The organism is Novosphingobium sp. (assembly GCF_036803765.1).
Lineage (GTDB): Bacteria > Pseudomonadota > Alphaproteobacteria > Sphingomonadales > Sphingomonadaceae > Novosphingobium.
This window is the reverse complement of sequence record NZ_DAIRTS010000022.1, coordinates 20054-40646: the sequence shown is the minus strand read 5'-3', so window position 1 is coordinate 40646 and position 20593 is coordinate 20054. Positions and strand designations below refer to the sequence as shown.

Annotated in this window: 20 protein-coding genes and 2 tRNA genes (1 of these 22 only partly in view); 14 read left to right on the top strand and 8 right to left on the bottom strand. The window is 66.5% G+C overall.

All coding sequences use genetic code 11. From position 1 onward, the window contains the following. Positions 1 to 54 (top strand) — tRNA-Lys (locus tag V7Q48_RS14150); it begins 122 nt to the left of the window's first position. Positions 55 to 121: 67 nt separating this feature from the next. After that, a tRNA-Lys gene (locus V7Q48_RS14145) sits at positions 122 to 197 on the top strand. A gap of 7 nt (positions 198 to 204) precedes the next feature. Here the strand turns inward: V7Q48_RS14145 and V7Q48_RS14140 are convergent. Then, the gene (locus tag V7Q48_RS14140) at positions 205 to 777 is read right to left on the bottom strand and encodes an SOS response-associated peptidase (protein WP_333838911.1); all 573 of its coding nucleotides are present in this window, start codon (positions 775 to 777) and stop codon (positions 205 to 207) included. Between the two features lie 4 nt (positions 778 to 781). Then, the gene (locus V7Q48_RS14135; RefSeq protein ID WP_333838910.1) at positions 782 to 1429 is read right to left on the bottom strand and encodes a flavin reductase family protein; all 648 of its coding nucleotides are present in this window, start codon (positions 1427 to 1429) and stop codon (positions 782 to 784) included. 259 nt (positions 1430 to 1688) lie between these two features. On the opposite strand from V7Q48_RS14135, the gene V7Q48_RS14130 reads away from it, so the two are divergent. The 3 genes from V7Q48_RS14130 to ribH all read left to right on the top strand — a co-directional run bounded on the left by V7Q48_RS14130 (position 1689) and on the right by ribH (position 4012). Beyond that, positions 1689 to 2258, top strand: coding sequence for a homogentisate 1,2-dioxygenase (locus V7Q48_RS14130; RefSeq protein ID WP_333838909.1), 570 nt, complete (start codon positions 1689 to 1691; stop codon positions 2256 to 2258). A 63-nt stretch (positions 2259 to 2321) separates the two neighbouring features. Beyond that, the gene (gene ribB / locus V7Q48_RS14125) at positions 2322 to 3587 is read left to right on the top strand and encodes a 3,4-dihydroxy-2-butanone-4-phosphate synthase (RefSeq protein ID WP_333838908.1); all 1266 of its coding nucleotides are present in this window, start codon (positions 2322 to 2324) and stop codon (positions 3585 to 3587) included. Positions 3588 to 3592: 5 nt separating this feature from the next. Then, the gene (gene ribH, locus V7Q48_RS14120; RefSeq protein WP_333838907.1) at positions 3593 to 4012 is read left to right on the top strand and encodes a 6,7-dimethyl-8-ribityllumazine synthase; all 420 of its coding nucleotides are present in this window, start codon (positions 3593 to 3595) and stop codon (positions 4010 to 4012) included. A gap of 63 nt (positions 4013 to 4075) precedes the next feature. Here ribH and V7Q48_RS14115 read toward each other — a convergent pair whose 3' ends face one another. Next, entirely contained in the window at positions 4076 to 5758 is a 1683-nt protein-coding gene (locus tag V7Q48_RS14115; protein ID WP_333838906.1) for an AmpG family muropeptide MFS transporter, read from the bottom strand. A 250-nt stretch (positions 5759 to 6008) separates the two neighbouring features. On the opposite strand from V7Q48_RS14115, the gene V7Q48_RS14110 reads away from it, so the two are divergent. The 6 genes from V7Q48_RS14110 (at position 6009) to rpsD (ending at position 12431) form a co-directional block, all read left to right on the top strand. Continuing rightward, complete coding sequence (locus V7Q48_RS14110; protein ID WP_333838905.1) at positions 6009 to 8336, top strand: TonB-dependent receptor; 2328 nt, start codon at positions 6009 to 6011, stop codon at positions 8334 to 8336. 296 nt (positions 8337 to 8632) lie between these two features. Next, entirely contained in the window at positions 8633 to 9070 is a 438-nt protein-coding gene (gene rpiB / locus V7Q48_RS14105) for a ribose 5-phosphate isomerase B (protein WP_333838904.1), read from the top strand. Positions 9071 to 9087: 17 nt separating this feature from the next. Next, complete coding sequence (gene glyA / locus V7Q48_RS14100) at positions 9088 to 10401, top strand: serine hydroxymethyltransferase (protein ID WP_333838903.1); 1314 nt, start codon at positions 9088 to 9090, stop codon at positions 10399 to 10401. A 4-nt stretch (positions 10402 to 10405) separates the two neighbouring features. Further along, on the top strand, positions 10406 to 10879 hold the full coding sequence (gene nrdR / locus V7Q48_RS14095) for a transcriptional regulator NrdR (RefSeq protein ID WP_333838902.1): 474 nt from the start codon (positions 10406 to 10408) through the stop codon (positions 10877 to 10879). After that, the gene (locus V7Q48_RS14090) at positions 10876 to 11637 is read left to right on the top strand and encodes an RNA methyltransferase (protein WP_333838901.1); all 762 of its coding nucleotides are present in this window, start codon (positions 10876 to 10878) and stop codon (positions 11635 to 11637) included. The genes nrdR and V7Q48_RS14090 overlap by 4 nt, the downstream gene beginning before the upstream one ends. A 179-nt stretch (positions 11638 to 11816) precedes the next feature. After that, positions 11817 to 12431: a 30S ribosomal protein S4 gene (rpsD, locus tag V7Q48_RS14085; protein ID WP_333838900.1), complete on the top strand. Its 615-nt coding sequence runs from the start codon at positions 11817 to 11819 to the stop codon at positions 12429 to 12431. A 145-nt stretch (positions 12432 to 12576) separates the two neighbouring features. Here the strand turns inward: rpsD and V7Q48_RS14080 are convergent, their stop codons facing one another. Beyond that, entirely contained in the window at positions 12577 to 13197 is a 621-nt protein-coding gene (locus V7Q48_RS14080; RefSeq protein ID WP_333838899.1) for a YceI family protein, read from the bottom strand. A gap of 109 nt (positions 13198 to 13306) precedes the next feature. On the opposite strand from V7Q48_RS14080, the gene V7Q48_RS14075 reads away from it, so the two are divergent. Beyond that, a complete protein-coding gene (locus V7Q48_RS14075; RefSeq protein WP_333838898.1) occupies positions 13307 to 14212 on the top strand; it encodes a LysR family transcriptional regulator in 906 nt (301 codons plus the stop codon). Positions 14213 to 14323: 111 nt separating this feature from the next. Then, positions 14324 to 14515, top strand: a complete 192-nt coding sequence (locus V7Q48_RS14070; RefSeq protein WP_333838897.1) for a hypothetical protein — start codon at positions 14324 to 14326, stop codon at positions 14513 to 14515. A gap of 113 nt (positions 14516 to 14628) precedes the next feature. Here the strand turns inward: V7Q48_RS14070 and V7Q48_RS14065 are convergent, their stop codons facing one another. Both V7Q48_RS14065 and tgt read right to left on the bottom strand, forming a co-directional pair. Next, on the bottom strand, positions 14629 to 16692 hold the full coding sequence (locus tag V7Q48_RS14065; protein WP_333838896.1) for an alpha/beta hydrolase family protein: 2064 nt from the start codon (positions 16690 to 16692) through the stop codon (positions 14629 to 14631). A 91-nt stretch (positions 16693 to 16783) separates the two neighbouring features. Further along, positions 16784 to 17908, bottom strand: coding sequence for a tRNA guanosine(34) transglycosylase Tgt (tgt, locus tag V7Q48_RS14060; RefSeq protein ID WP_333838895.1), 1125 nt, complete (start codon positions 17906 to 17908; stop codon positions 16784 to 16786). Positions 17909 to 17979: 71 nt separating this feature from the next. Between tgt and V7Q48_RS14055 the strand changes: the two genes are divergently transcribed. After that, positions 17980 to 18783 carry a TSUP family transporter gene (locus tag V7Q48_RS14055; protein ID WP_333838894.1) on the top strand — a complete coding sequence of 268 codons (804 nt, stop codon included), beginning with the start codon at positions 17980 to 17982 and terminating at the stop codon, positions 18781 to 18783. Positions 18784 to 18796: 13 nt separating this feature from the next. On the opposite strand, the gene queA is transcribed toward V7Q48_RS14055, so the two are convergent. Both queA and V7Q48_RS14045 read right to left on the bottom strand, forming a co-directional pair. Further along, positions 18797 to 19822, bottom strand: a complete 1026-nt coding sequence (queA, locus tag V7Q48_RS14050) for a tRNA preQ1(34) S-adenosylmethionine ribosyltransferase-isomerase QueA (protein WP_333838893.1) — start codon at positions 19820 to 19822, stop codon at positions 18797 to 18799. Between the two features lie 208 nt (positions 19823 to 20030). After that, the gene (locus V7Q48_RS14045; protein ID WP_333838892.1) at positions 20031 to 20585 is read right to left on the bottom strand and encodes a hypothetical protein; all 555 of its coding nucleotides are present in this window, start codon (positions 20583 to 20585) and stop codon (positions 20031 to 20033) included. Positions 20586 to 20593 lie beyond the last annotated feature (8 nt).

The following is a 20593-nucleotide window of genomic DNA, read 5'->3' as shown; positions in this document are numbered from 1 at the left end:
AGCAGCTGACTCTTAATCAGCGGGTCCTAGGTTCGAGCCCTAGTGCGTCCACCACTCCCATTTCGGTGCACCAACACCGTTCCCTGCATCACGATGCAGGTCCTGCACATGCTGCAGATGTGGACGCATAGCTCAGTTGGTAGAGCAGCTGACTCTTAATCAGCGGGTCCTAGGTTCGAGCCCTAGTGCGTCCACCACCCTCTCCTAATCCATTATCATCAGCTGTGACGGATAGGCGCTGACCAGTCCTTGGGCAGCTGCCCAGGGCGCTTCCAACCAGCGCGTGTAATCGGCTTCGTCGAGCAGCACCGGCATCGCCTTGGGGTGTACGGCGCCGACGAGGCTGTTGGGCTCGGTCGTCAGGATGGCGAAGTGCGGCGCCCCCTCGATCTTGCGCCACACCCCGGCGAAGGCGAAGATCGGGCGCGAGGGTATAGCGAACCAGTGCGCCCGCTTGCGGCCCGTGGCAGGATCGGGCGTCGCGCTCCATTCCTCGAATTCGGTCACCGGGACGAGGCAGCGATGCGTCGGTCGGTCTAGCAGCGGCCGCCAGAATGGCGATTGCAGGTTGCGCACGTTGGTCACCGCCTTGCCGGCATGCGGAATACCCCAGGTCATCAGGCCCAAGGTGCGCACCCCGTCGCGCGCGACGACGACCGGCCCCTCCTTGCCCGGGGCGACATAGTCGCGCGCCGGCTCGGCCTGCCAGTGGTCGGTGGCGGCGAACAGCGCGGCGACTTCGCCGCGGGTCGTCCTCAGCTTGTAGAGGTTGCACATCGGGTCAGCTGTTGCCCGGCTCCTGTTCCTGCTGCGCCGCCCATGCGGCGAAATCGGGACGGTTCATCTCGAACAGGTCGGTGGTGCGCGCATAGACGCCGCGACCGTGCATGCGGGCGATCAGACCCATGGCGGCGGCATCGACGTGCAGGCGGTCGGGGTCGACGAAGGCATCGCCGATGTGAAAGCGGATCACTTCGCCCAAGATGATCGTGGTGCGTCCGGCCTCGATCGACTGGTAGAGCTTGCACTCGAGCGACACCGGAGCAGTGGCGATGCGCTGCGGTGCGACGGCGCTCGACGGGACCAGTTCGAGCCCTGCGTGAAGGCCTTCATCGAATTCCGGCGGTGCGTCGATGCAGGTGAAGTTCATCGCCTCGGCATCGTGTTCGGCCACGAGATTGACCACGAATTCGCCGGTTTCGAGGATGTTCGCCGCGCTGTCCTTGTGCGTGCCGTCCGCGCGCCGCATGATGCCGATCACCACCAGCGTCGGATCGCCGGAGATCGCGTTGAAGAAGCTGTAGGGTGCCGCATTGGGGACGCCGGCGGCGGACTGGGTGGTCAGCCATGCGATCGGGCGCGGGGTCACCGAAGAGGCGATGAGCTTGTAGCGATCGGCGGCCGACAGCGTGGCAAAATCGAATTCCATGAAGCACCTTTCTGCGGCCGCGATTCGGGCCGGTCCTCGACGTCGCCCATAGCTGGTGATGCAACCGGCGCGACACAACCTGCAGCGCGCGGCCGCGCTCCGAACGATACGGAACCGTTTGAAGGCCGAGGATTTCTTTCCGGGCCAATCGCACGGACTTTCCGCAAGGCTTTTGCTCTCGGACGCTTCACAGGGGCCCCGAGAGTGGTAGTATCGCGGCGGGTCGTGCGCCGCACGAAACCGGTCTGGAAAGAACACGATGCGCCCCTCCGCTTTTACCGTATGGCGTCTCGCCGCCTCGGTCGTCGCCGTCCTTGGCGCACCGTTCGTCGGCCGGGTCATGGCGCAGGACATGCACTCACCGGCGGCCGCGCCGACCTGTGGCGCCACGCCCGCCGCGCCGCCCGCGGACCTTGCCGGATGGAGAAACGCCACGCGGCTTGCCAGCGCAGCCGATCCGGCCGGGCTGGCCATGGCGACGATCGCGCCTGGTGCCGCAGAAGTGCTCACCCTGCAGCCGGCGGCAAAGGTCCGGCTTGCCGCGCCCACCGGCGCACGCGCCCCGGCGGCAGATGCGGCAGGTTTCAGCGGGATGGTACGGCTCAAGATTACCGAGGCGGGTTCCTATCGCGTCGCGCTGAGCAGTCCCGCGTGGATCGACCTCGTGGCAGGTGGAACCGCCGTGGCCGCGACCGGCCACGGACATGGGCCGGCCTGCACCGGCATCCGCAAGATCGTCACCTTCACCCTCCAGCCAGGTGATCACGTTCTCCAGGTGGTCAACAGCCGGGAGCCGTCAGTCGCGGTCTTGGTTGCACCGAGCGCCTGACCTGAATCACATTTAAATGTGATTGAGACTTGCGCCGCACATTTCAATGTGCATATTGCGAGCATGTCACAGGAACTCATCGACCGCATCCGCAAGCTGGTGACCGAGGGGGGCATGTCGCGTGCCGGCCTCGCCCGCGCCGCCGGGCTCCACGCCAACACCTTGCGCGATTGCACCTCGCCCGGCTGGAATCCCACTGCGGATACCCTGGCCAAGCTCGCCGCTGCGCTGGAAGAGGACGATGACGGTCCCGACGTCTCGCCGATCGAGGAGATCATCGAGGAAGCGCGCAACGGCCGCATGTTTATCCTGGTCGACGACGAGGACCGCGAAAACGAGGGCGATCTCGTCATCCCCAGCCAGATGGCGACCCCCGATGCGATTAACTTCATGGCGACCCATGGCCGCGGCCTGATCTGCCTGACGCTCACCCGCACCCGCGCCGAGGAACTCGGCCTCGAACTGATGAGCCGCAACAACGGCACGCGCCACGAAACCGCGTTCACCATCTCGATCGAGGCGCGCGAGGGCGTCACTACCGGCATTTCGGCGCATGACCGCGCCCGCACCGTCACCGTCGCGATCGACCCGCTCAAGACGCGCGAAGACATCGTCACCCCGGGCCACGTCTTCCCGCTGATCGCCCGCGACGGCGGCGTGCTAGTCCGCGCCGGCCATACCGAGGCCGCGGTCGACATCTCGCGGCTTGCCGGCCTCAATCCTTCGGGCGTGATCTGCGAGATCATGAAGGACGACGGCACGATGGCGCGCATGGACGACCTCCTGCCCTTCGCGCGCCGTCATGGTCTCAAGATCGGCACGATCCGCGACCTCATCGAATATCGCCGCCGCAACGACCACTTGGTCGAGAAGGTCGCCGACGTGCCGTTCACGTCGGACTATGGCGGCGACTGGCGCGTGCTGACGTATCGCAACAAGGTCGACGGTACCGAGAGCACCGTGCTGCAGAAGGGCCGCATCGTGCCCGGGACCCCCACCCTCGCCCGCGTCCATTCGTTCTCCGCGCTCGACGACCTGCTCGGCCGCGCCGGGCCGCGCAAGCGCACGCTGCAGCGCGCGATGGACGAGATCGGCCGCGCCGGTGCCGGCCTCATCGTGCTGATGTTCCCGACGCCCGACAGCGACCCGGCGCGTGGCGGCGACATGCGCGACGAGATGGACCTGCGCGTCTATGGCATCGGTGCGCAGATCCTTGCCGATCTCGGCGTGCACGACATGGTGCTGCTGACCAATTCGCATCGCACGCTCGTCGGTATCGAGGGCTATGGCCTCAATATCGTCGGCGAACGCCCGATCCCCGTGGAGTAACACCCTTGGCCAAGTTCCTTATCATCGAAGCCCGCTTCTACGATCACCTCAACGACATGCTGATTGCCGGCGCCCGCGCCGCGATCAAGGCGGCGGGTCATACCTCCGAGGTCATCACCGTCCCCGGCGCGCTGGAGATCCCGGCCGCCATCGCGCTCGCCGACCAGAGCGACATGTACGACGGCTATGTCGCCATCGGCGTCGTGATCCGCGGCGAGACCTATCACTTCGAGATCGTCGCGGGTGAAAGCGCGCGCGGGATCATGGCGCTGACGATGGACAGCCTGCCGATCGGCAACGGCATCCTCACCGTCGAGAACGAGGCGCAGGCCATCGTGCGTGCCGACCCGGCGCAGAAGGACAAGGGCGGCGAAGCGGCCAAGGCGGCGATCGCGCTCTACGACCTCAAGGCCAAGTGGGCCTGACCGACTGAAATGCGAGGGGCACGGGGCAGCGCGACGGTGCCGCCCCGGGCCCTGGCGCGAACCTCAGGCCGCCGAACGCTCCGCTGGCCTCGCGCTCGCCCGCACGCGGATCCACTCGAGCGCCACGAAGACCACCGCGACCAGGCCTGCCGCCGCCGTCCAGCGAAATACAGTGGCATAGCCGTAGAGATCGAAGGCCTCGCCCGCGATGCCGCGACCGAGCGAGCCGATCAGGAAGGTCAGCGAGGACAGCAGCGCATACTGCACCGCAGTAAAGCTGCGGCTGACGATCCCCGACATATAGGCCACGAACGCGGCCCCGGCGATGCCGGTCGAGACGTTCTCGAAACTGATGGCGAGCAGGAGGCGCACCATGCGATCGTCGAACCCGAACAGTCCGAACAGCGCATGCAGGCCTACCGCATGGCCGAACGCGTCAATCATCGGCGCGCCCTCGGCCAAGTCGGCGTAGACGAAATTGCCCAGGATCGGCAGCACCGCCCCGATCAGGATCGTCGGCATGCGCCCCAGGCGGACGAACAGGAAGCCGCCGAGGCTGATCCCCGCGATCGTCATGATGATGCCGAACAGCTTGGAGGCAAAGGCCACTTCGTCCTTCGAGTAATGCAGGAACTCGAGGTAGAACGGGAAAGCGAAGCTGCTCCAGATGTTGTAGCACAGCGTGTAGCTGAGGATCATGCCGATCACGATCAGCACCCCCCACCCGAGCCGACCGACCAGTTCGGCCAGCGGCGCGACCAGCGCGATGTAGAGATGATTGGCCGCGGTCCGCAGCGCGCCGTGGGCCGTGTCGGGCTCGCGCAGCACCGCTTGCCCGCGCGCCTTGAGCAGGTTGACCACGGCGGAGACCAGCAACGGGACAGCCACGGTCGCCAGCACGATCCACGGCCCGGTCTCGCGCGTGAAGGACGCGACGGAAGGATGCTTCTCGCCGGGCGCGAGCGGTGCGAGCATGCGCGCCATGAAGGCCAGGATGGTGAAGATCGCCCATGCCCAGCTGACGCCGACCACGGCCAGCGCCGCGCTGCGTGCTGCCGGCGCCAGTTCGCCTGGCTGGCCGAGGGCGGCATGCAGCGTCCCCTGTTCGGGCCGGGGCGTATCGGGCGCGCGTAGCGTGACGCCGACCAGCAGGACGACGAGGCCGGCCATCAGCAGGTAGACCAGCGGCCAGCTCATCCGCCCGGCGAGCACCAGCGCCACCGCGCCGCCCACGATCGAGGCGATGCGGAACCCGAACTGGTAGATCGACGAGAGCAGTTCGACCGGCACGGCCTCGTCCGCGACGTCGATCCGCCAGGCATCGATCGCCACGTCCTGCGTGGCGGACGCGAGCGCACCGGCGAAGGCAAAGAGCGCAAAGGTGCCGATCGCGCGCACCGGATCGGTGGCGGCCAGCCCGACGAACGCGAGGATCAGGGTGACCTGGCACAGCGCGATCCAGCTCTTGCGGCGCCCCAGCCGCTCCAGCCCCGGCAGGGCCAGCCGATCGACCAGCGGCGACCACAGGAACTTGAACGAATAGGACAATCCGATCCACGACAGCACGCCGATGGTCGCCAGATCGATCTTCACCTCGCCCAGCCAGGCGTTGAGCGTGCCGATCAGCAGCGCGAACGGCAGGCCCGAGGAAAAGCCGAAGCCCAGCATCGTCGCCGACTTGCGCGTCTGCAGGGCCAGCCGGAACAGGCGCCAGCCTTTGGGTTTGGGCGCCGGGGTCGATGCCATGGACTACGGTCTCCTTGGTGAACGGTCGCGCTCACCCTAGGGCCACTTGCCGGGCGAAGGAAGCACGGGGTTCGGGCACGCGATTGCTGCAATCGCGCACCGCTGTGTTGCATCGCGGCATCAGTTTCCGATGAAACCGACCACGACCGGCATAACTTGGACACACGCCTGACACATATCGCTAATAGCGCGGCCGGGATCAAACACGGCGGCACCAGACCGCTTCCAACTCTCCACGGGAATCAATTTCATGCGTAAATCCGTTCTCGCGTCCGCCATGCTGGCGGGCGTCGCCTTTGTCGCCGTCGCGCCGGCAGCCTTCGCGCAGACGGCTCCGGCCGCCGAAGCCGCCACCGACGCGGGCGACACCATCGTCGTGACGGCCGAGCGCCGTTCCGAAGACATCCGCGCCGTGCCCGTCTCGGTCGCCGTGATGAAGCCGGAACTGCTGCACGACCTGCAGTCGGGCGGTTCGGACACCCTGCTTTCGCTCGCCGGTCGCGTGCCCAGCCTCAACGTCGAATCGACCACCGGCCGCATCTTCCCGCGCTTCTACATCCGCGGCCTCGGCAACATCGACTTCTACCTCGGCGCCTCGCAGCCGGTGTCGGTGATCCAGGACGACGTGGTGATGGAGCACGTCGTGCTCAAGTCGAACCCCGCGTTCGACATCGCCCAGGTCGAAGTGCTGCGTGGCCCGCAGGGCTCGCTGTTCGGCCGCAACACCACTGCCGGCATCGTCAAGTTCGACACCGCGCAGCCCACCGCCACCTGGCAGGGCCAGGCCACCGGCAGCATCGGCAGCCGCAACAGCATCAACATCGATGCCGGCATCGGCGGCCCGCTGACCTCGGACGGCCGCGTCAGCTTCCGCCTCTCGGGCCTCTACCAGCACCGCGACAACTGGATCAGCAACACCTACACCGGCCCCAGCGATGACGGCACCGTGGGTGGCAAGAATGTCATGGGCGGCTTCAACGAGCGCGACGTGCGCCTGCAGATCATGGCCCAGCCGACCGAGACCCTGTCGCTGCGCCTCTCGGGCCACTACCGCGACTACGACGGCACGGCCTCGATCTTCTACCGCGGCTCGATCCAGAAGGGCACGCACACCGTCCCCACGAACCTGGATCTGACCAAGGTCTCGTACGACGAAGCGCAGAACAACCCGCAGGCCTACAAAACGAAGGGCGTCTCGCTGAAGGCCGTGCAGGAACTGGGCAGCGCCACGCTGACCTCGATCACCGCCTATGAATACTCGCACGGCTCGAGCCGTGGCGACACCGACGGCGGCGCGGCAGCCAACTTCGGCGGCACCGCCCCCAACATCTGCGCCGCCGGCTGCGGCGAATCGCGCGGCGTGCTGCGTGGCCTCAACCAGTGGAGCCAGGAACTGCGCCTCGCCAGCGCCGACACCGAGCGCTTCAAGTGGCAGGTCGGCGGCATCTACTTCGACTCGCGTGACTACACCGAGTTCGACCAGCGCGCCTACTTCCTGACCAACAACTCGCTGGGCACCACGCCGAACCCGAACAACTGGGTCCTGCTGCATAACGTCAACACCAGCTGGGCAGTGTTCGGCCAAGCCAGCTACGACCTGACCGAGAAGCTGCGCCTCACCGCCGGTGCGCGCCTGTCGAACGACACCAAGAACACCACGCTGCTCAAGACCGCCGACACGGTGACCGGCGTCGTGACGTTCCCGACCACGGCCGCCCGCCAGGTGCGCCTGTCGAGCACGCAGCCGAGCTTCGACGTCAGCCTGCTGTACCGTGCGGACCAGGACCTGTCGTTCTACGCCCGTGTCGCCCGCGGCTTCCGCGGCCCGACCATCCAGGGCCGTTCGGCGGTGTTCAACTCGCCGTTCTCGACCGCCAACTCGGAAAAGAACACCTCGTGGGAAGCCGGCCTCAAGAGCGCGTGGCTCGATGACAGCCTGACGTTCAACCTCACCGGATTCTACTACACCGTCACCGACATCCAGCTGAACGGCAACGACAGCAACGGCAACGGCGTGCTGTTCAACGCCGACAAGGCGGTGGGCTATGGCGCCGAGGCGGAACTGGGCCTGCGCCCGGCGAAGAACCTGCGCTTCGACATCGGCGTGAGCGTGCTGCACACCCAGATCAAGGACAACAGCGTCTACGCCCAGGCCGGTGCGGCCGGCGGCGTGCTCTCGGAAACGGTGCTCAACCCGACCGTGCGCGTGGGCAACAACTACTTCGCCCAGATCAACGGCAACCCACTGCCCAACGCGCCCAAGTTCAACCTGAACATGCAGGGCCGCTACGACCTGCCGCTGAGCGATGCGGTCCGCGCCTTCGTCGGCGCCGACTTCAACCTGCAGGGCTACACCATGTACGTGCCCTACAAGACGGTCGAATACACCTCGAACGGCAACTACGAACTCGGCGCCAAGGCCGGTGTTGCCTGGGGCCGCATGGAACTGGCGGTGTTCGCGCGCAACGTGACCAACCGCAAGAACCTGATCGGCGTGATCGACACCTCTAACTACCGCGCCGGCATCTACAACGACCCGCGCGTGATCGGCGTGTCGCTGAGCGGCTCGTTCCGCTGAGGCTGTGATGATAGAGGGGCGGTGCGTGACATCGCCCCTCAGTCAGCCCTGCGGGCTGCCACCTCCCCACGCTGTGGGGAGGACCAGTCAAGATCCTCCCCACAGCGTGGGGAGGGGGACCGCCGGCGCAGCCGGTGGTGGAGGGGTGCTGGCCCGTCACCGCCTCGGCAACCCACCCCCCGCCCCGCCCATCGGGGCAGGCTCCACAGCATAAGCCCAATTAATCTGGCATAGCAGCGGCAATGGGTTTAGGGGGGCGGCAGATTCCCACCAGATACGGCCGAATTGCCCTGCCCATGCGCATTGCCATAGCTTCCGATCACGCCGCCCTCGGCCTCAAGGCCGACCTCGTCCAGTGGCTGGGCGAGCTGGGCCACGAGGTTGCCGACCTCGGCCCGCATGATGCCACGAGCGTCGATTATCCCGACTACGGCTACAAGCTGGCGAGCGTCGTCGCCGCCGGCGAGGCCGAGCGCGGCATCGCGCTGTGCGGATCGGGCATCGGCATCTCGATCGCGGTCAACCGCAACCCGGCGGTGCGCTGCGCCCTGGTGGGCGAGCCGCTGTCGGCCAGGCTCTGCCGCGAGCACAACGATGCCAACGTCATCGCCATGGGCGCGCGCCTGACCGGCACCGACATGGCCAAGGCCTGCGTCGAGGCGTTCCTGGACACCCCGTTTGCCGGCGACCGCCACGTTCGCCGCGTCACCAAGCTTTCCAACCCCGTCCTGTAATCGAAGGAGCCTTCCCGATGTCCACCGTTGCCACCGCACCGTCGGAAGTCCGCTCGGCCGGCTTCTTCACCGAGCATCTCGCCTCCGCCGACCCCGAGGTCTTCGCCGCGATCCAGGGCGAGCTGAAGCGCCAGCAGACCAAGATCGAGCTGATCGCGTCTGAAAACATCACCAGCCTCGCCGTCCTCGAGGCGACCGGCTCGGTCTTCACCAACAAGTATGCCGAAGGCTATCCGGGCAAGCGCTACTACGGCGGCTGCGAATATGCCGACGTCGTCGAGAACCTGGCGATCGAGCGCGCCAAGGCGCTGTTCGGCTGCAACTTCGCCAACGTCCAGCCCAACTCGGGCAGCCAGATGAACCAGGCGGTGTTCCTGGCGCTGCTCCAGCCGGGCGACAGCTTCATGGGTCTCGACCTCAACTCGGGCGGTCACCTGACGCACGGTTCGCCGGTCAACATGAGCGGCAAGTGGTTCAAGCCGATCCCCTACGGCGTAAGTGCCGACGATCACCTGATCGACATGGACGAGGTCGCCCGCATCGCGCGCGAGAACAAGCCCAAGCTCATCATCGCCGGCGGCACCGCCTATTCGCGCGTGTGGGACTTCCAGCGTTTCCGCGAGATCGCCGACGAAGTCGGCGCCTGGCTGATGGTTGACATGTCGCACTTCTCGGGCCTCGTGGCCGGTGGCGCGCACCCCTCGCCCTTCCCGCATGCCCATGTCGTGACCTCGACCACGCACAAGAGCCTGCGCGGCCCGCGTTCGGGCATCATCCTCACCAACGACGAGGACCTGGCCAAGAAGTTCAACACCGCGGTGTTCCCCGGCATGCAGGGCGGCCCGCTGGTCCACGTGATCGCCGCCAAGGCCGTGGCCTTCGGTGACGCGCTGCGTCCCGAGTTCAAGGCCTATGCCCACCAGATCGTCGCCAATGCCCGTGCGCTGGCCGCCTCGGTGGTCGACGCCGGTCTCGCGGTCGTCTCGGGCGGCACTGACAACCACCTCATGCTGGTCGATCTCTCGGCCAAGGACGTGACCGGCAAGGCCGCCGAAAAGGGCCTCGATCGCGCCTGGCTGACCTGCAACAAGAACGGCGTGCCCTTCGACAAGCGCTCGCCCTTCGTCACCTCGGGCATCCGCCTCGGCACCCCGGCGGGCACCACCCGCGGCTTCCGCGAGGAAGAATTCCGCCAGATCGGCCAGCTCATCGCCGAAGTGGTCGACGGCATGGCCCGCAATGGCGACGAAGGCGATGGCCAGGTCGAACAGCGCGTGCGCGATCGCGTGGCCGAGCTTTGCGCCCAGTTCCCGATCTACCCGGAGCTCTGATCGTTTGCGTTGCCCGTTTTGTGCCCATGACAACAGCCAGGTGAAGGACAGCCGGCCGACCGAGGACAACACCTCGATCCGCCGGCGGCGCCAATGCGAAAGCTGCGGCGCCCGCTTCACCACTTTCGAGCGCGTGCAACTGCGCGAGGTGTTCGTCGTCAAGAACCTCGGCGACGGCACCGTCGCGCGCCGCGAGCCGTTCGATCGCACCAAGATCGAGCAATCGGTCTCGCTGGCCTGCCGCAAGCGTCCGGTCGACCAGGAACGCCTCGACCAGCTCGTGACCGGCATCCAGCGCCAGATCGAGACCATGGGCGACGGCGAGGTATCGTCCAAGATGATCGGTGAAATGGTGATGGACGGGCTGCGCCAGCTCGACAGCGTCGCTTATATCCGCTTCGCCAGCGTCTATCGCGACTTCTCCGAAGCGCGGGACTTCGAGGAGTTCGCCTCCTCGGTGCGCGAGGTGGCCAAGTGAGTACCCTTCCCCACGACAGCCGCCAGCCCGTGATCGTGCTGGTGCGCCCCCAACTGGGCGAGAACATCGGCAAGGCCGCGCGCGCGATGCTCAATTTCGGGCTCACTGAGATGCGCCTGGTCTCGCCGCGCGACGGCTGGCCCAACCCCTCCGCCGGCCCGGCCGCATCGGGCGCCGACATCGTGCTCGAGCGCGCGCAGATCTTCGAGACACTAGCCGACGCGGTTGCCGATTGCGCGCACGTCTATGCAACCACGGTGCGCAAGCGCGGCGTGACCAAGCCGGTGATGACCCCGGAAGAGGCGGCGCGCGGCATCGTTGCCGAGGACGGCCGCAGCGCGCTGGTGTTCGGCCCTGAGCGCTCCGGGCTGGAAACCGACGACGTGGCGCTGGCCCGCACGATCCTGACCGTGCCGATTAATCCCGAATTCGGCTCGCTCAACCTCGCGCAGGCGGTGATCCTGTGCGCCTACGAATGGTCCAAGCACCAGACCGCCGCGGGCACGCTGGTGCAGCCCACCGTCGAGGACCTGCTGCCCCCTGCCCCGCAGGAGGAGTTCGAGGGCATGTTCGCGCAGCTGACAGACCTGCTCGAGCCGCGCGGCTATTTCGAGCCGCCCAGCCGCGCCGCTGCGACGCGTCGCACCTTGCGCACCATGCTGACCAAGCCGGCGTGGAACCACCTCGAGATCCGCACGCTGCGCGGCGTGCTCTCGACCTTGCGGCGCACGCCGGGTCCGAAACCCGACGCCGAATGACGCTTCGCCCTTGACTCTAGCGGCGTAGCCTGTTCTAGGCGCGCCTTCGCAATTGGCCCCACACGTCCGGTGAAGTGGTGGCCGCAACCGGCAACAGGCCGGTTGGTGCGGCCCGGACAACCGCCGGGAGGGCACATCCGCTCTCCTCAGACACACAGCAAGTTGAAAGGAACGATCGCGTGTCGAAGCGCCATTCGTCCAAGTACAAGATTGACCGCCGCCTTGGTGAAAACCTGTGGGGCCGCCCGAAGAGCTCGGTGAACCGTCGTTCGTACGGTCCGGGCCAGCACGGTCAGCGCCGCAAGAGCAAGGTGTCGGACTTCGGCATCCAGCTGCGCGCCAAGCAGAAGCTCAAGGGCTACTACGGCGACGTGACCGAGAAGCAGTTCAAGCGCACCTACCAGGAAGCGTCGACCATGAAGGGCGACACCGGTCAGAACCTGATCGGCCTCCTCGAGCAGCGCCTCGACATGGTCGTGTACCGCTCGAAGTTCGCGCCGACCGTGTTCTCGGCTCGCCAGATCGTCTCGCACGGCCACATCCGCGTCAACGGCGTGAAGTGCAACATCGCCAGCCGCCGCGTGCGCCCCGGCGACGTCATCACCCTCGGCCCCAAGGCCAAGGAAATGGCGCTGATCGCCGAAGCGCAGGCTCTCGCCGAGCGTGAGATCCCCGACTACGTCGCTCCGGAAGGCGCCGACAAGATCACCTTCGTTCGCGTCCCCACGCTCGACGAAGTGCCCTATCCGGTGAAGATGGAACCGAACCTGGTCGTCGAATTCTATTCGCGCTGATCGGGATCGGCCGGGGCCTTCGCGGCCCCGCCATCACCAGACACAAGAACGAGCGGGAAAGCATGGCGCTTTCCCGCTCTTTCTTTTTGCGTCGCAAACGCTTCGATGCGCGGGCGGACCGTTTGCGGCCGCCCGCGCGCCGGCATCAGGCCTTCTTTTCGAAGGCCGCGGCGATCTTGAGCTGAACGGTATCGCCCACCAGCGGCACGTACTTCGACACGCCGAATTCCGAACGCTTGAGCGTGCCGGTGGCGCTGAAGCCCACGGTGTTGCCCTTGGTGATGGGGTTGATACCAGCGCCATAGAACGTGGCGTCAAGCGTCAGCGGGCGGGTCACGCCGTGCATCGTCACGCTGCCCTCGATCTTGGCGGTACGCTCGCCGGTCTGGACGACCTTAGTGGCGACGAAGCGGATCGTCGGATACTTGGCCGCGTCGAACCAGTCGGCGCTCTTCAGCTCGCCGTCCAGCGTCGTATTGGTGGTCGAGATCGCGGCCACCGGCAGCGATACGTCGAGCTTGGTCGCCGCGACGTTCTTGGGGTCGAGGGTCAGCGTGCCCGTGGCGCCGGGGATCACGCCGAAGAAGTCGGTGAAGCCGAAGTGGCTCACGGTGAATTCGGCCAGCGTGTGGTTGCTTTCAACGGCATAAGTGCCGGCGGCGACGGCGGACGGTGCGAGCGTGGCCTGCGCCGAAACCAGCGCGGGAACGCCGAGCGCGGGAAGAGACATGGCGAGTGCCAGGGCGGCAAGGGTCTTGCGGTTCATCACAGTGGGATCCTCATGGTGGGATTGTGCAGACCCCATGATGGCCTTTATCCCGGCAGATGATAATAGGCGCAGTACGACAATCTCTTTCAACCCGGAGTGCGCAATCATGGCCGACCGCCTGACCGGTGTCGAAGTCTTCGTCACGGCGATGCGGCTGGGCGGTCTTTCCGCAGCGGCACGCAAGCTGCAGATGTCGCCGGCCATGGCGGCCAAGCATCTCAACGCGCTGGAGGCGCGGCTTGGGACCGCCCTGGTCAACCGCACGACACGGCGCCTGTCGTTCACCGGTGCAGGTGCCGCCTATTTCGAGCGTGCCGAGCGCCTAATCGCCGATTTCCACGAAGCGGAGGCCGAAGCGACCGCGCAAGGGGCGGTGGTCGGCGGACGCCTGCGGGTCAGCGTGCCGGCGTCGTTTGCCGTGCTGCACCTCGGCCCGCTGGTCGCGGCGTTCAATCGCCGCCACCCCGGCATCACCATGGAACTCGGGCTCAGCGACCGGCAGGTCGACCTGATTGCCGAGGGCTGGGATTGCGCGATCCGCATCGGGCGGCTGGTCGACAGCAGTCTCGTCGCGCGCAAGCTGGCGGACGTCCACTTCATCCTGTGCGCCGCGCCCGATTACCTGGCGCGTCATGGCACGCCGCGGTGCGTCGCCGACCTTGCCGAACACGACTGCCTCGATTTCACGCTGTCCTCGTCGAGCCCGCGCATATGGCGTTTTGGCAAGGATGGCAGCGTGCGCCAGCCGATCAACGGAACGCTTCACGCCGACAACGGCGACGTCCTGGTCGAGGCCGCCGCCGCCGGGCTCGGCCTGGTCTACGGCCCTCGTTTCATCGCCGCCCGAGCCCTGCAGGAAGGGCGCCTGGTCGAGGTGGCGCTGGACCATGCGCCGTCGCCGCTAGGCGCGATCTACGCCATCACCCACCCCTCGCGGCGCCCTGCCGCACGCACCCGCGCGTGGATCGAATACCTGGCTGAAACGCTGCCGCCGCTGGCCGCGGACTGGTAGAACTTCGAGTTTCTTTTCAGCGCTTTGCCGCAGCCATTCCGTCTGCCGCAAAAACACTGCTGCACGTGACTGAAACGGGAACAGGGATGCCGGTCAGGGCATTGACGGGGCATGTTGATGTATCGCTTCGTCACCCCGCACCGCTGCGGCAAATGGTATCCCGATCTCGAGACCGCCAAGGCGCAGGCCAATGCGATCGGCGCCGGTTTCCTCGACACGCGTACCGGCGAATTCGCGCAATACCCCGGCACTCGCCTGGAGACCCAGACGGTGGCCGAGCAACCGACGCAGATTGCTGCCTGAGCGCTAGAATGTGATGACGTTTCTATGAAACGCCATCACGTTCTAGATATTTGTGATCGTGCGATTTTTGACAAAAACCGGTTCCCACTTTTTATCATCGAACTCTAGCCCGGTCAGAGACCGAGCGTCGTCCGGATGAACTGGTCGCTCTTGAACAGCATCTGCGCGCGCGCGACTCCGTTTTCCAGCTGATGATCGAGGCCGGGATATTCGGTGTATCCAGCCAGATGGCCGGACGCCTTGAGCCGGTCCGCCATCAGGCGTGACTGGTCGACCGGCACGTTGAGATCGGCATCACCGTGGAACAGCATGACGGGGGCGACGATCTTCGCCGAATTCTGAGCCGGTGAACCCTGGCGGATGATTTCCTCGCCATGGCCGATCTGCTTGTCGACGATCCCGCCATTCGTGTACTTCATCGCATCGTCGCGCAGGCGACCAAGGTCCGTCACCGGCGCGATGGCCACGATCGCCTTGTAGAGGCCCGGGTCGACCACGCCCGACTGCAGCGCGGCATAGCCGCCATAGGACCATCCCACGATCGCCAGCTTGCCCGGCGCCGCGATGCCCTGCTTGACCAGCCAGCGCCCCGCATCGTCGACATCGCCGATCGCGGTCGACCAGTTGTGGAAGGCATTGCCGTTGAGCCAGTTGGAACCGAAGCCTGACGAGCCGCGGTAGTTGGGCTGCAACACCGCATAACCGCGCGTCGCGAAGTACTGCACCAGCCAGTCGAAGCCCCATTCGTCGCGCGAGCTCGGCCCGCCATGCGGCATTACGATCGCGGGCAGGCCCTTGCCGCTGCTCCCGGCCGGGAGCGTCAGGTAGGCCGGGATCATGGTGCCATCCGCTGCCGGATAGCTGACCGACTTCATCGGCGAGAGCGTGATACCGGCCAGTTCGGGGCGCTGCGCCAGCACCTGCTCGAGCTTGTGCGTGCTCTTGTCGAAGACGTAGTACATGCCCGGATCGGTATCGCCCCCCGCCAGCAGGAGCAGGCGTTTCTCGTCCGAGGAGGAGTCGACGAAGTCGATCTGCGGCGCGCCCGGCAAGGCGCCGTGCAGCGCCACGGCCAGCTTTTCGAGCTGCGGATCGAAGAAGGCGACGCGGCGAACATCGGTAGCATAGCTCACCCCGACGACGCGCTCGTTACGGCCGATCGTCAGCAAGTCGTCGACATCGACGTCATCGCGGCCGATCACGAGTTCGCGCTGCATCGAGCCGTCGAGCTTGACGCGGTAGACGGCCTTGCGCCCGTTGGGGGCGGTGTCGAAGCCGTAGACGACGTCGAGCGTCGGATCGACGGCTTCGGGTGCGAAGCCCTTGAGACCGATGCCGTCGCTCGCATCCACTTTGCCCAGCTTCTGCCAGTCGGTTGCACCGGCGCGCCGGTAGTACCAGATCGCCTTGCCGGTATCGTAATCGGTAGCGTTCTCGACCGACTGCGCCATCAACCGCACATGGCCGATACCGTCGGAGACGTAGCCGGCCACGCCCATGCGCGCCCGCTCGACCACGCGGCGCTGCATGGTATCGACATCCACCGCCTCGACCGCGAGGCCCTTGTCGTCGTTGGCCAGGCGGGTGCCGATCGTGTTCTGCGGCACGAACATGCGCGTCATCAGCACCTGGCCCGGCTTCGTCCCGTTCCAGTCGAGCACGCGGTCGCCGCCCACGTCGAAGCCCAGCTCGCGCCCGGTCGTCATCTGCGAGACCACCTGCGCGTGCTTGCCGTCGGCATCCACGGCCACCATGCGCATGTACATGATCGGCGTGCCCGCGTTGGCGGCATAGACCGAGACGCGGCAGAACAGGCGGGTGTTGGTCGGCCAGTTGCAGCTGCGCAGCGTCTCGCCGGTGCGGTTGCTGGCAATGATCGCGACCGGCGTACCCCCGGCGACGAGATCGGCGACCATGACCTTCTGGCCGCTGCCCTCGGGCACGATGAAGGCAACCTTGTTGCCATCGGGCGACATGCTCATCGACGACACCGCGACCCGGGCGCCAAAGGCTCTAGCGATCGCCTCGGCATCCTTGGGTGCCGCAGCGGCCGGCGCATCCGCCGCCCACGCTGCAGCCGACATCGCCATCGACCCCGCCCCTGCCAGAGCCAGAACAAGACCCTGACGCACACGCTGCTTCATCATGAACCCCCACCCGAAACCTTTGGATTTCATGGGAGTAACGAATGGATGCAATCTCGCAACATCAAGTTGCGGGATACCGCCATTTCGGACTATCCGGCCGGTATGATCTGAGGGATAACGGCTATCGCTTCAGATAATCCCGGCGGAAATCTGCGGCGAAGGCTGCGAAGCGATCTTGCGCGATCGCGGCGCGCATGCCGGCCATGAGCTGCTGGTAGAATGACAGGTTGTGCTCAGTCAGCAGCATCGCGCCCAGCATCTCGCCGCTCTTGTGCAGGTGATGCAGGTAGGCGCGGCTGTACTTGGCGCAGACCGGGCAGGTGCAACGCGCGTCGAGCGGCCCCATGTCCTCGGCGTGGCGCGCATTGCGCAAGTTGATCGGGCCGTCCCAAGTGAACCCTTGCCCGTTGCGGCCCGAACGTGTCGGCAGCACGCAGTCGAACATGTCGACCCCGCGCTCCACCGCGCCAACGAGATCGTCGGGCTTGCCCACGCCCATGAGATAGCGCGGGCGGTCTGCCGGCAGCTGGTCGGGCGCGAAGTCGAGCGTGGCGAACATCGCCTCCTGCCCCTCGCCCACTGCCAGCCCGCCGATGGCATATCCATCGAAGCCAATGTCGCGCAGCGCATCGGCGCTGGACTTGCGCAGGCCCTCGTCGAGCGCACCCTGCTGGATGCCGAACAGGGCGGCGCGCTCGGCGTGTTCGCCGCCGGCATTGAAACCGTCGCGGCTGCGCTTGGCCCAGCGCATCGACATTTCCATCGACCGTGCGATGACGTCGCGGGGCTGATCGGCGCGCGGGCACTCGTCGAAGGCCATGACGATGTCCGAGCCGAGCAGGCGCTGGATCTCCATCGAGCGTTCGGGGCTGAGCATGTGGCGCGAGCCGTCGAGGTGGCTGGCGAAGGTCACGCCCTCCTCGGTGATCTTGCGCAGGTCCGACAGGCTCATCACCTGGTAACCGCCACTGTCGGTCAGGATCGGGCGATCCCAGCCCATGAAGTTGTGCAACCCGCCCAGCCGCGCCATGCGCTCGGCACCGGGGCGCAACATGAGGTGATAGGTATTGCCAAGGATGATGTCGGCACCGGTGCGGCGCACGTCCTCGACCTTCATTGCCTTGACCGTGGCGGCGGTGCCCACGGGCATGAACGCGGGCGTGCGGATCTCGCCGCGCTGCATCTGGATCGCGCCGGTGCGCGCCTTGCCACTGGTGGCGTGAATCTGGAACGAGAAGCGGGTCATCGTGAAAAGTGCAGCGTGTCCGGGACCAAAGAAGAGTTGCGGGCCTTAGGCGCAAACGCCAAGGGGTGCAAATGGCCCTCGCGTTCCTCGCCCAAGCCGCTGCCGAAGCAGCTCATTTCACGCCCGCCGGCTGGATGTACCCCGCGCTGACCGCCGTGGCGGTGCTGACCGGCTTCATCGACGCCATCGCCGGCGGCGGCGGTCTGGTGATGATGCCCGCGCTCATCACGCTGGGCCTGCCGCCGCACCTGGCGCTCGGCACCAACAAGGTGCAGTCCGCCTGCGGCACGTCGATGGCCACTTGGCGCTATTACCGTGCCGGCTTGTTCACCTTTGCCGGCAACGGCGCGCTCGTTGCGGCGACCTTCGCCGGCGCCCTGGCCGGCGCGCTGGTCATCCAGCACTTCGATGCTCGCGTCCTGTCGCTGATCGTGCCGGTGCTGCTGATCGGCGTCGCACTCTATACGATCCTTTCGCCGCGGATGGACGATACCGACCGCCATCACCGCGTCGGCGCGCGAGGCTTCCTGGGCGTTGCCGGCGGCGTAGGCTTCTACGACGGCTTCTTCGGCCCGGGCGCCGGGCAGTTCTATACCACCACCCTTGTCGCGCTGCGCGGCCTGGGCCTGACCCGCGCCACCGGGCTGACCAAGCTGCTCAACCTGACCAGCAACCTTGCCAGCGTCCTGATCTTCGCGATCGGCGGACAAGTGCTCTGGCTGCTGGGCCTGTGCATGGCGCTGGGTGCGATGACCGGCGCTTGGGCAGGCAGCCACTTCGCCACGCGCCATGGCGCCAAGCTGATCCGGCCGCTGCTCATCGTGGTCAGTCTCGCGCTGACGGGGCGGCTGGTATGGCAATGGTTTACGAGCTGACCGCGCACGCCAATCAGGGCAGCAGTAGCGACGAATCCCCGTAGCTGTAGAACCGGTAGCCGTCCGCGATGGCGTGGGCGTAAGCCGCCTGCATCGTCTCGAGGCCCATCAGCGCGCTGACCAGCATGAAAAGCGTGGATTTGGGCAGGTGGAAGTTGGTCATGAGGCCGTCGATCGCCTTGAAACGATACCCCGGCGTGATGAAGATCGAGGTATCGCCCTCGAACGGGTGGATCGTGCAGGCCTCGTCCGCCGCGCTTTCGAGCAGGCGCAGCGAGGTGGTGCCGACCGCGATCACGCGATTGCCCGCCGCGCGCGCAGCGTTGAGCCGGGCGGCGGTCTCGGGCTCGATCCGGCCCCATTCGGCGTGCATCTGGTGATCCGCCGTATCGTCGGCCTTGACCGGCAGGAACGTGCCGGCGCCGACATGCAGGGTCAGCGTTTCATGGCCGATCCCGGCAGCCTCGAGGGCGGCAAGCAGCTCCGGCGTGAAATGCAGCGCAGCGGTGGGCGCGGCCACGGCGCCGTCCTTCTGCGCGAACATGGTCTGGTAATCGCTGCGGTCCTGCGCGTCGGTTTCGCGCTTGCCCGCGATGTAAGGCGGCAGCGGCATGCGCCCTGCCCGCTCGAGCAGCACCTCGACCGGCTCCTCGCCCGGAAAGAACAGCGTCCAGCTCCCGTCGGCATGGCGTGCCTCGGCCGTGCCCGACACCCCCGCACCGAAGTCGATCGTGTCGCTCTCACGCAGCCGCTTGCCGTTGCGCACGAAGGCTAGCCAGCGGCGCAGATCGAGCCGCTTGTGCAGCGTCGCCCCGATACGCGCCTCGCCGCGCTGCCCTTCGAGCTGCGCCGGAATGACACGGGTATCGTTGAACACCAGCACGTCGCCGGCGCGCAGCAGCGACGGCAGGTCGCGAACGATATGGTCGCTCAGCCCCTCGCGGCCCACCCGCAGCATCCGCGCCGCATCACGCGGACGCGCCGGGCGCAGGGCGATATTCTCAGGCGGAAGGTCGAAGTCGAAGAGGTCAACGCGCATGGTGCGCGCGCTAGCGACGCGGCGGGATCAGGGCAAGGGGGTGCGGGAATCGACGCCCTACCACTCGCCTCCTGCATCGTTGATCGCATCGAGCAGTGCACGTTTGGAGGGGGTGCGCCGCCTGCCGGAATTGCGCGGTACGTCGACCGTAGGAGCGACGTCGCGCAGCTGCGCTATCCGCTCACCCAGCGCGGCAAGCGTGGTGCCCTCACGGCGCGTTGACAATGTCCTGAACGCCATAGGCATTTGCAGTCTCCTCGCGGATACGGCGTTCCATATAAGTCAGATCGAGTTGTTCGGAAAGCAGGTACAAGGCACGCGCCTGGCCCAGCATCTCGAGGGCCGTCCCCGAGGCATATTGCCCCATGCGATCCGCTATCAGGTCTTCGACCGCGATCACGGCGATACCACCATGAGGTCCGATCTCGACCACCTGAACGAGGCCCGGGTCGGCCAAACCGTCAAGCAGGCTTGCGCCCACCACTTCGAAACCCAGCATAAGCTCGGGATGAATCCAGCCACGCGTCGCAACTCCGGGACCGCTCGGTCGAACGAAGCCATGCGCCTGCATGACCGTTTCAAGCTCCGCCTGCCTGGGAGACACGAGGTCGAAATCGCCAGTGGCGATGGCCCCTTGCGTGTAAAGTTCGACCGCGGCCCCGCCTACGAGGACAGGCGGCAAGAGACCGCGGCGATCGAGCTCCACGCTAATCGCCGCCAGTTTATCCAGAGCTGCCAGGAATTGGGGACGCCATCCGGTCATGTCCGGCC

Excerpts from the sequence above, each read along its gene's own strand:
- V7Q48_RS14055 (WP_333838894.1), top strand. The coding sequence starts at position 17,980 with ATGGCCCTCGCGTTCCTCGCCCAAGCCGCTGCCGAAGCAGCTCATTTC.
- glyA (WP_333838903.1), top strand. The coding sequence starts at position 9,088 with ATGTCCACCGTTGCCACCGCACCGTCGGAAGTCCGCTCGGCCGGCTTC.
- V7Q48_RS14075 (WP_333838898.1), top strand. The coding sequence starts at position 13,307 with ATGGCCGACCGCCTGACCGGTGTCGAAGTCTTCGTCACGGCGATGCGG.
- V7Q48_RS14045 (WP_333838892.1), bottom strand. The coding sequence starts at position 20,585 with ATGACCGGATGGCGTCCCCAATTCCTGGCAGCTCTGGATAAACTGGCG.
- tgt (WP_333838895.1), bottom strand. The coding sequence starts at position 17,908 with ATGACCCGCTTCTCGTTCCAGATTCACGCCACCAGTGGCAAGGCGCGC.
- V7Q48_RS14115 (WP_333838906.1), bottom strand. The coding sequence starts at position 5,758 with ATGGCATCGACCCCGGCGCCCAAACCCAAAGGCTGGCGCCTGTTCCGG.
- V7Q48_RS14070 (WP_333838897.1), top strand. The coding sequence starts at position 14,324 with ATGTTGATGTATCGCTTCGTCACCCCGCACCGCTGCGGCAAATGGTAT.
- V7Q48_RS14110 (WP_333838905.1), top strand. The coding sequence starts at position 6,009 with ATGCGTAAATCCGTTCTCGCGTCCGCCATGCTGGCGGGCGTCGCCTTT.
- V7Q48_RS14065 (WP_333838896.1), bottom strand. The coding sequence starts at position 16,692 with ATGAAATCCAAAGGTTTCGGGTGGGGGTTCATGATGAAGCAGCGTGTG.
- V7Q48_RS14140 (WP_333838911.1), bottom strand. The coding sequence starts at position 777 with ATGTGCAACCTCTACAAGCTGAGGACGACCCGCGGCGAAGTCGCCGCG.
- queA (WP_333838893.1), bottom strand. The coding sequence starts at position 19,822 with ATGCGCGTTGACCTCTTCGACTTCGACCTTCCGCCTGAGAATATCGCC.
- ribB (WP_333838908.1), top strand. The coding sequence starts at position 2,322 with ATGTCACAGGAACTCATCGACCGCATCCGCAAGCTGGTGACCGAGGGG.
- rpiB (WP_333838904.1), top strand. The coding sequence starts at position 8,633 with ATGCGCATTGCCATAGCTTCCGATCACGCCGCCCTCGGCCTCAAGGCC.
- V7Q48_RS14135 (WP_333838910.1), bottom strand. The coding sequence starts at position 1,429 with ATGGAATTCGATTTTGCCACGCTGTCGGCCGCCGATCGCTACAAGCTC.
- V7Q48_RS14080 (WP_333838899.1), bottom strand. The coding sequence starts at position 13,197 with ATGAACCGCAAGACCCTTGCCGCCCTGGCACTCGCCATGTCTCTTCCC.
- V7Q48_RS14130 (WP_333838909.1), top strand. The coding sequence starts at position 1,689 with ATGCGCCCCTCCGCTTTTACCGTATGGCGTCTCGCCGCCTCGGTCGTC.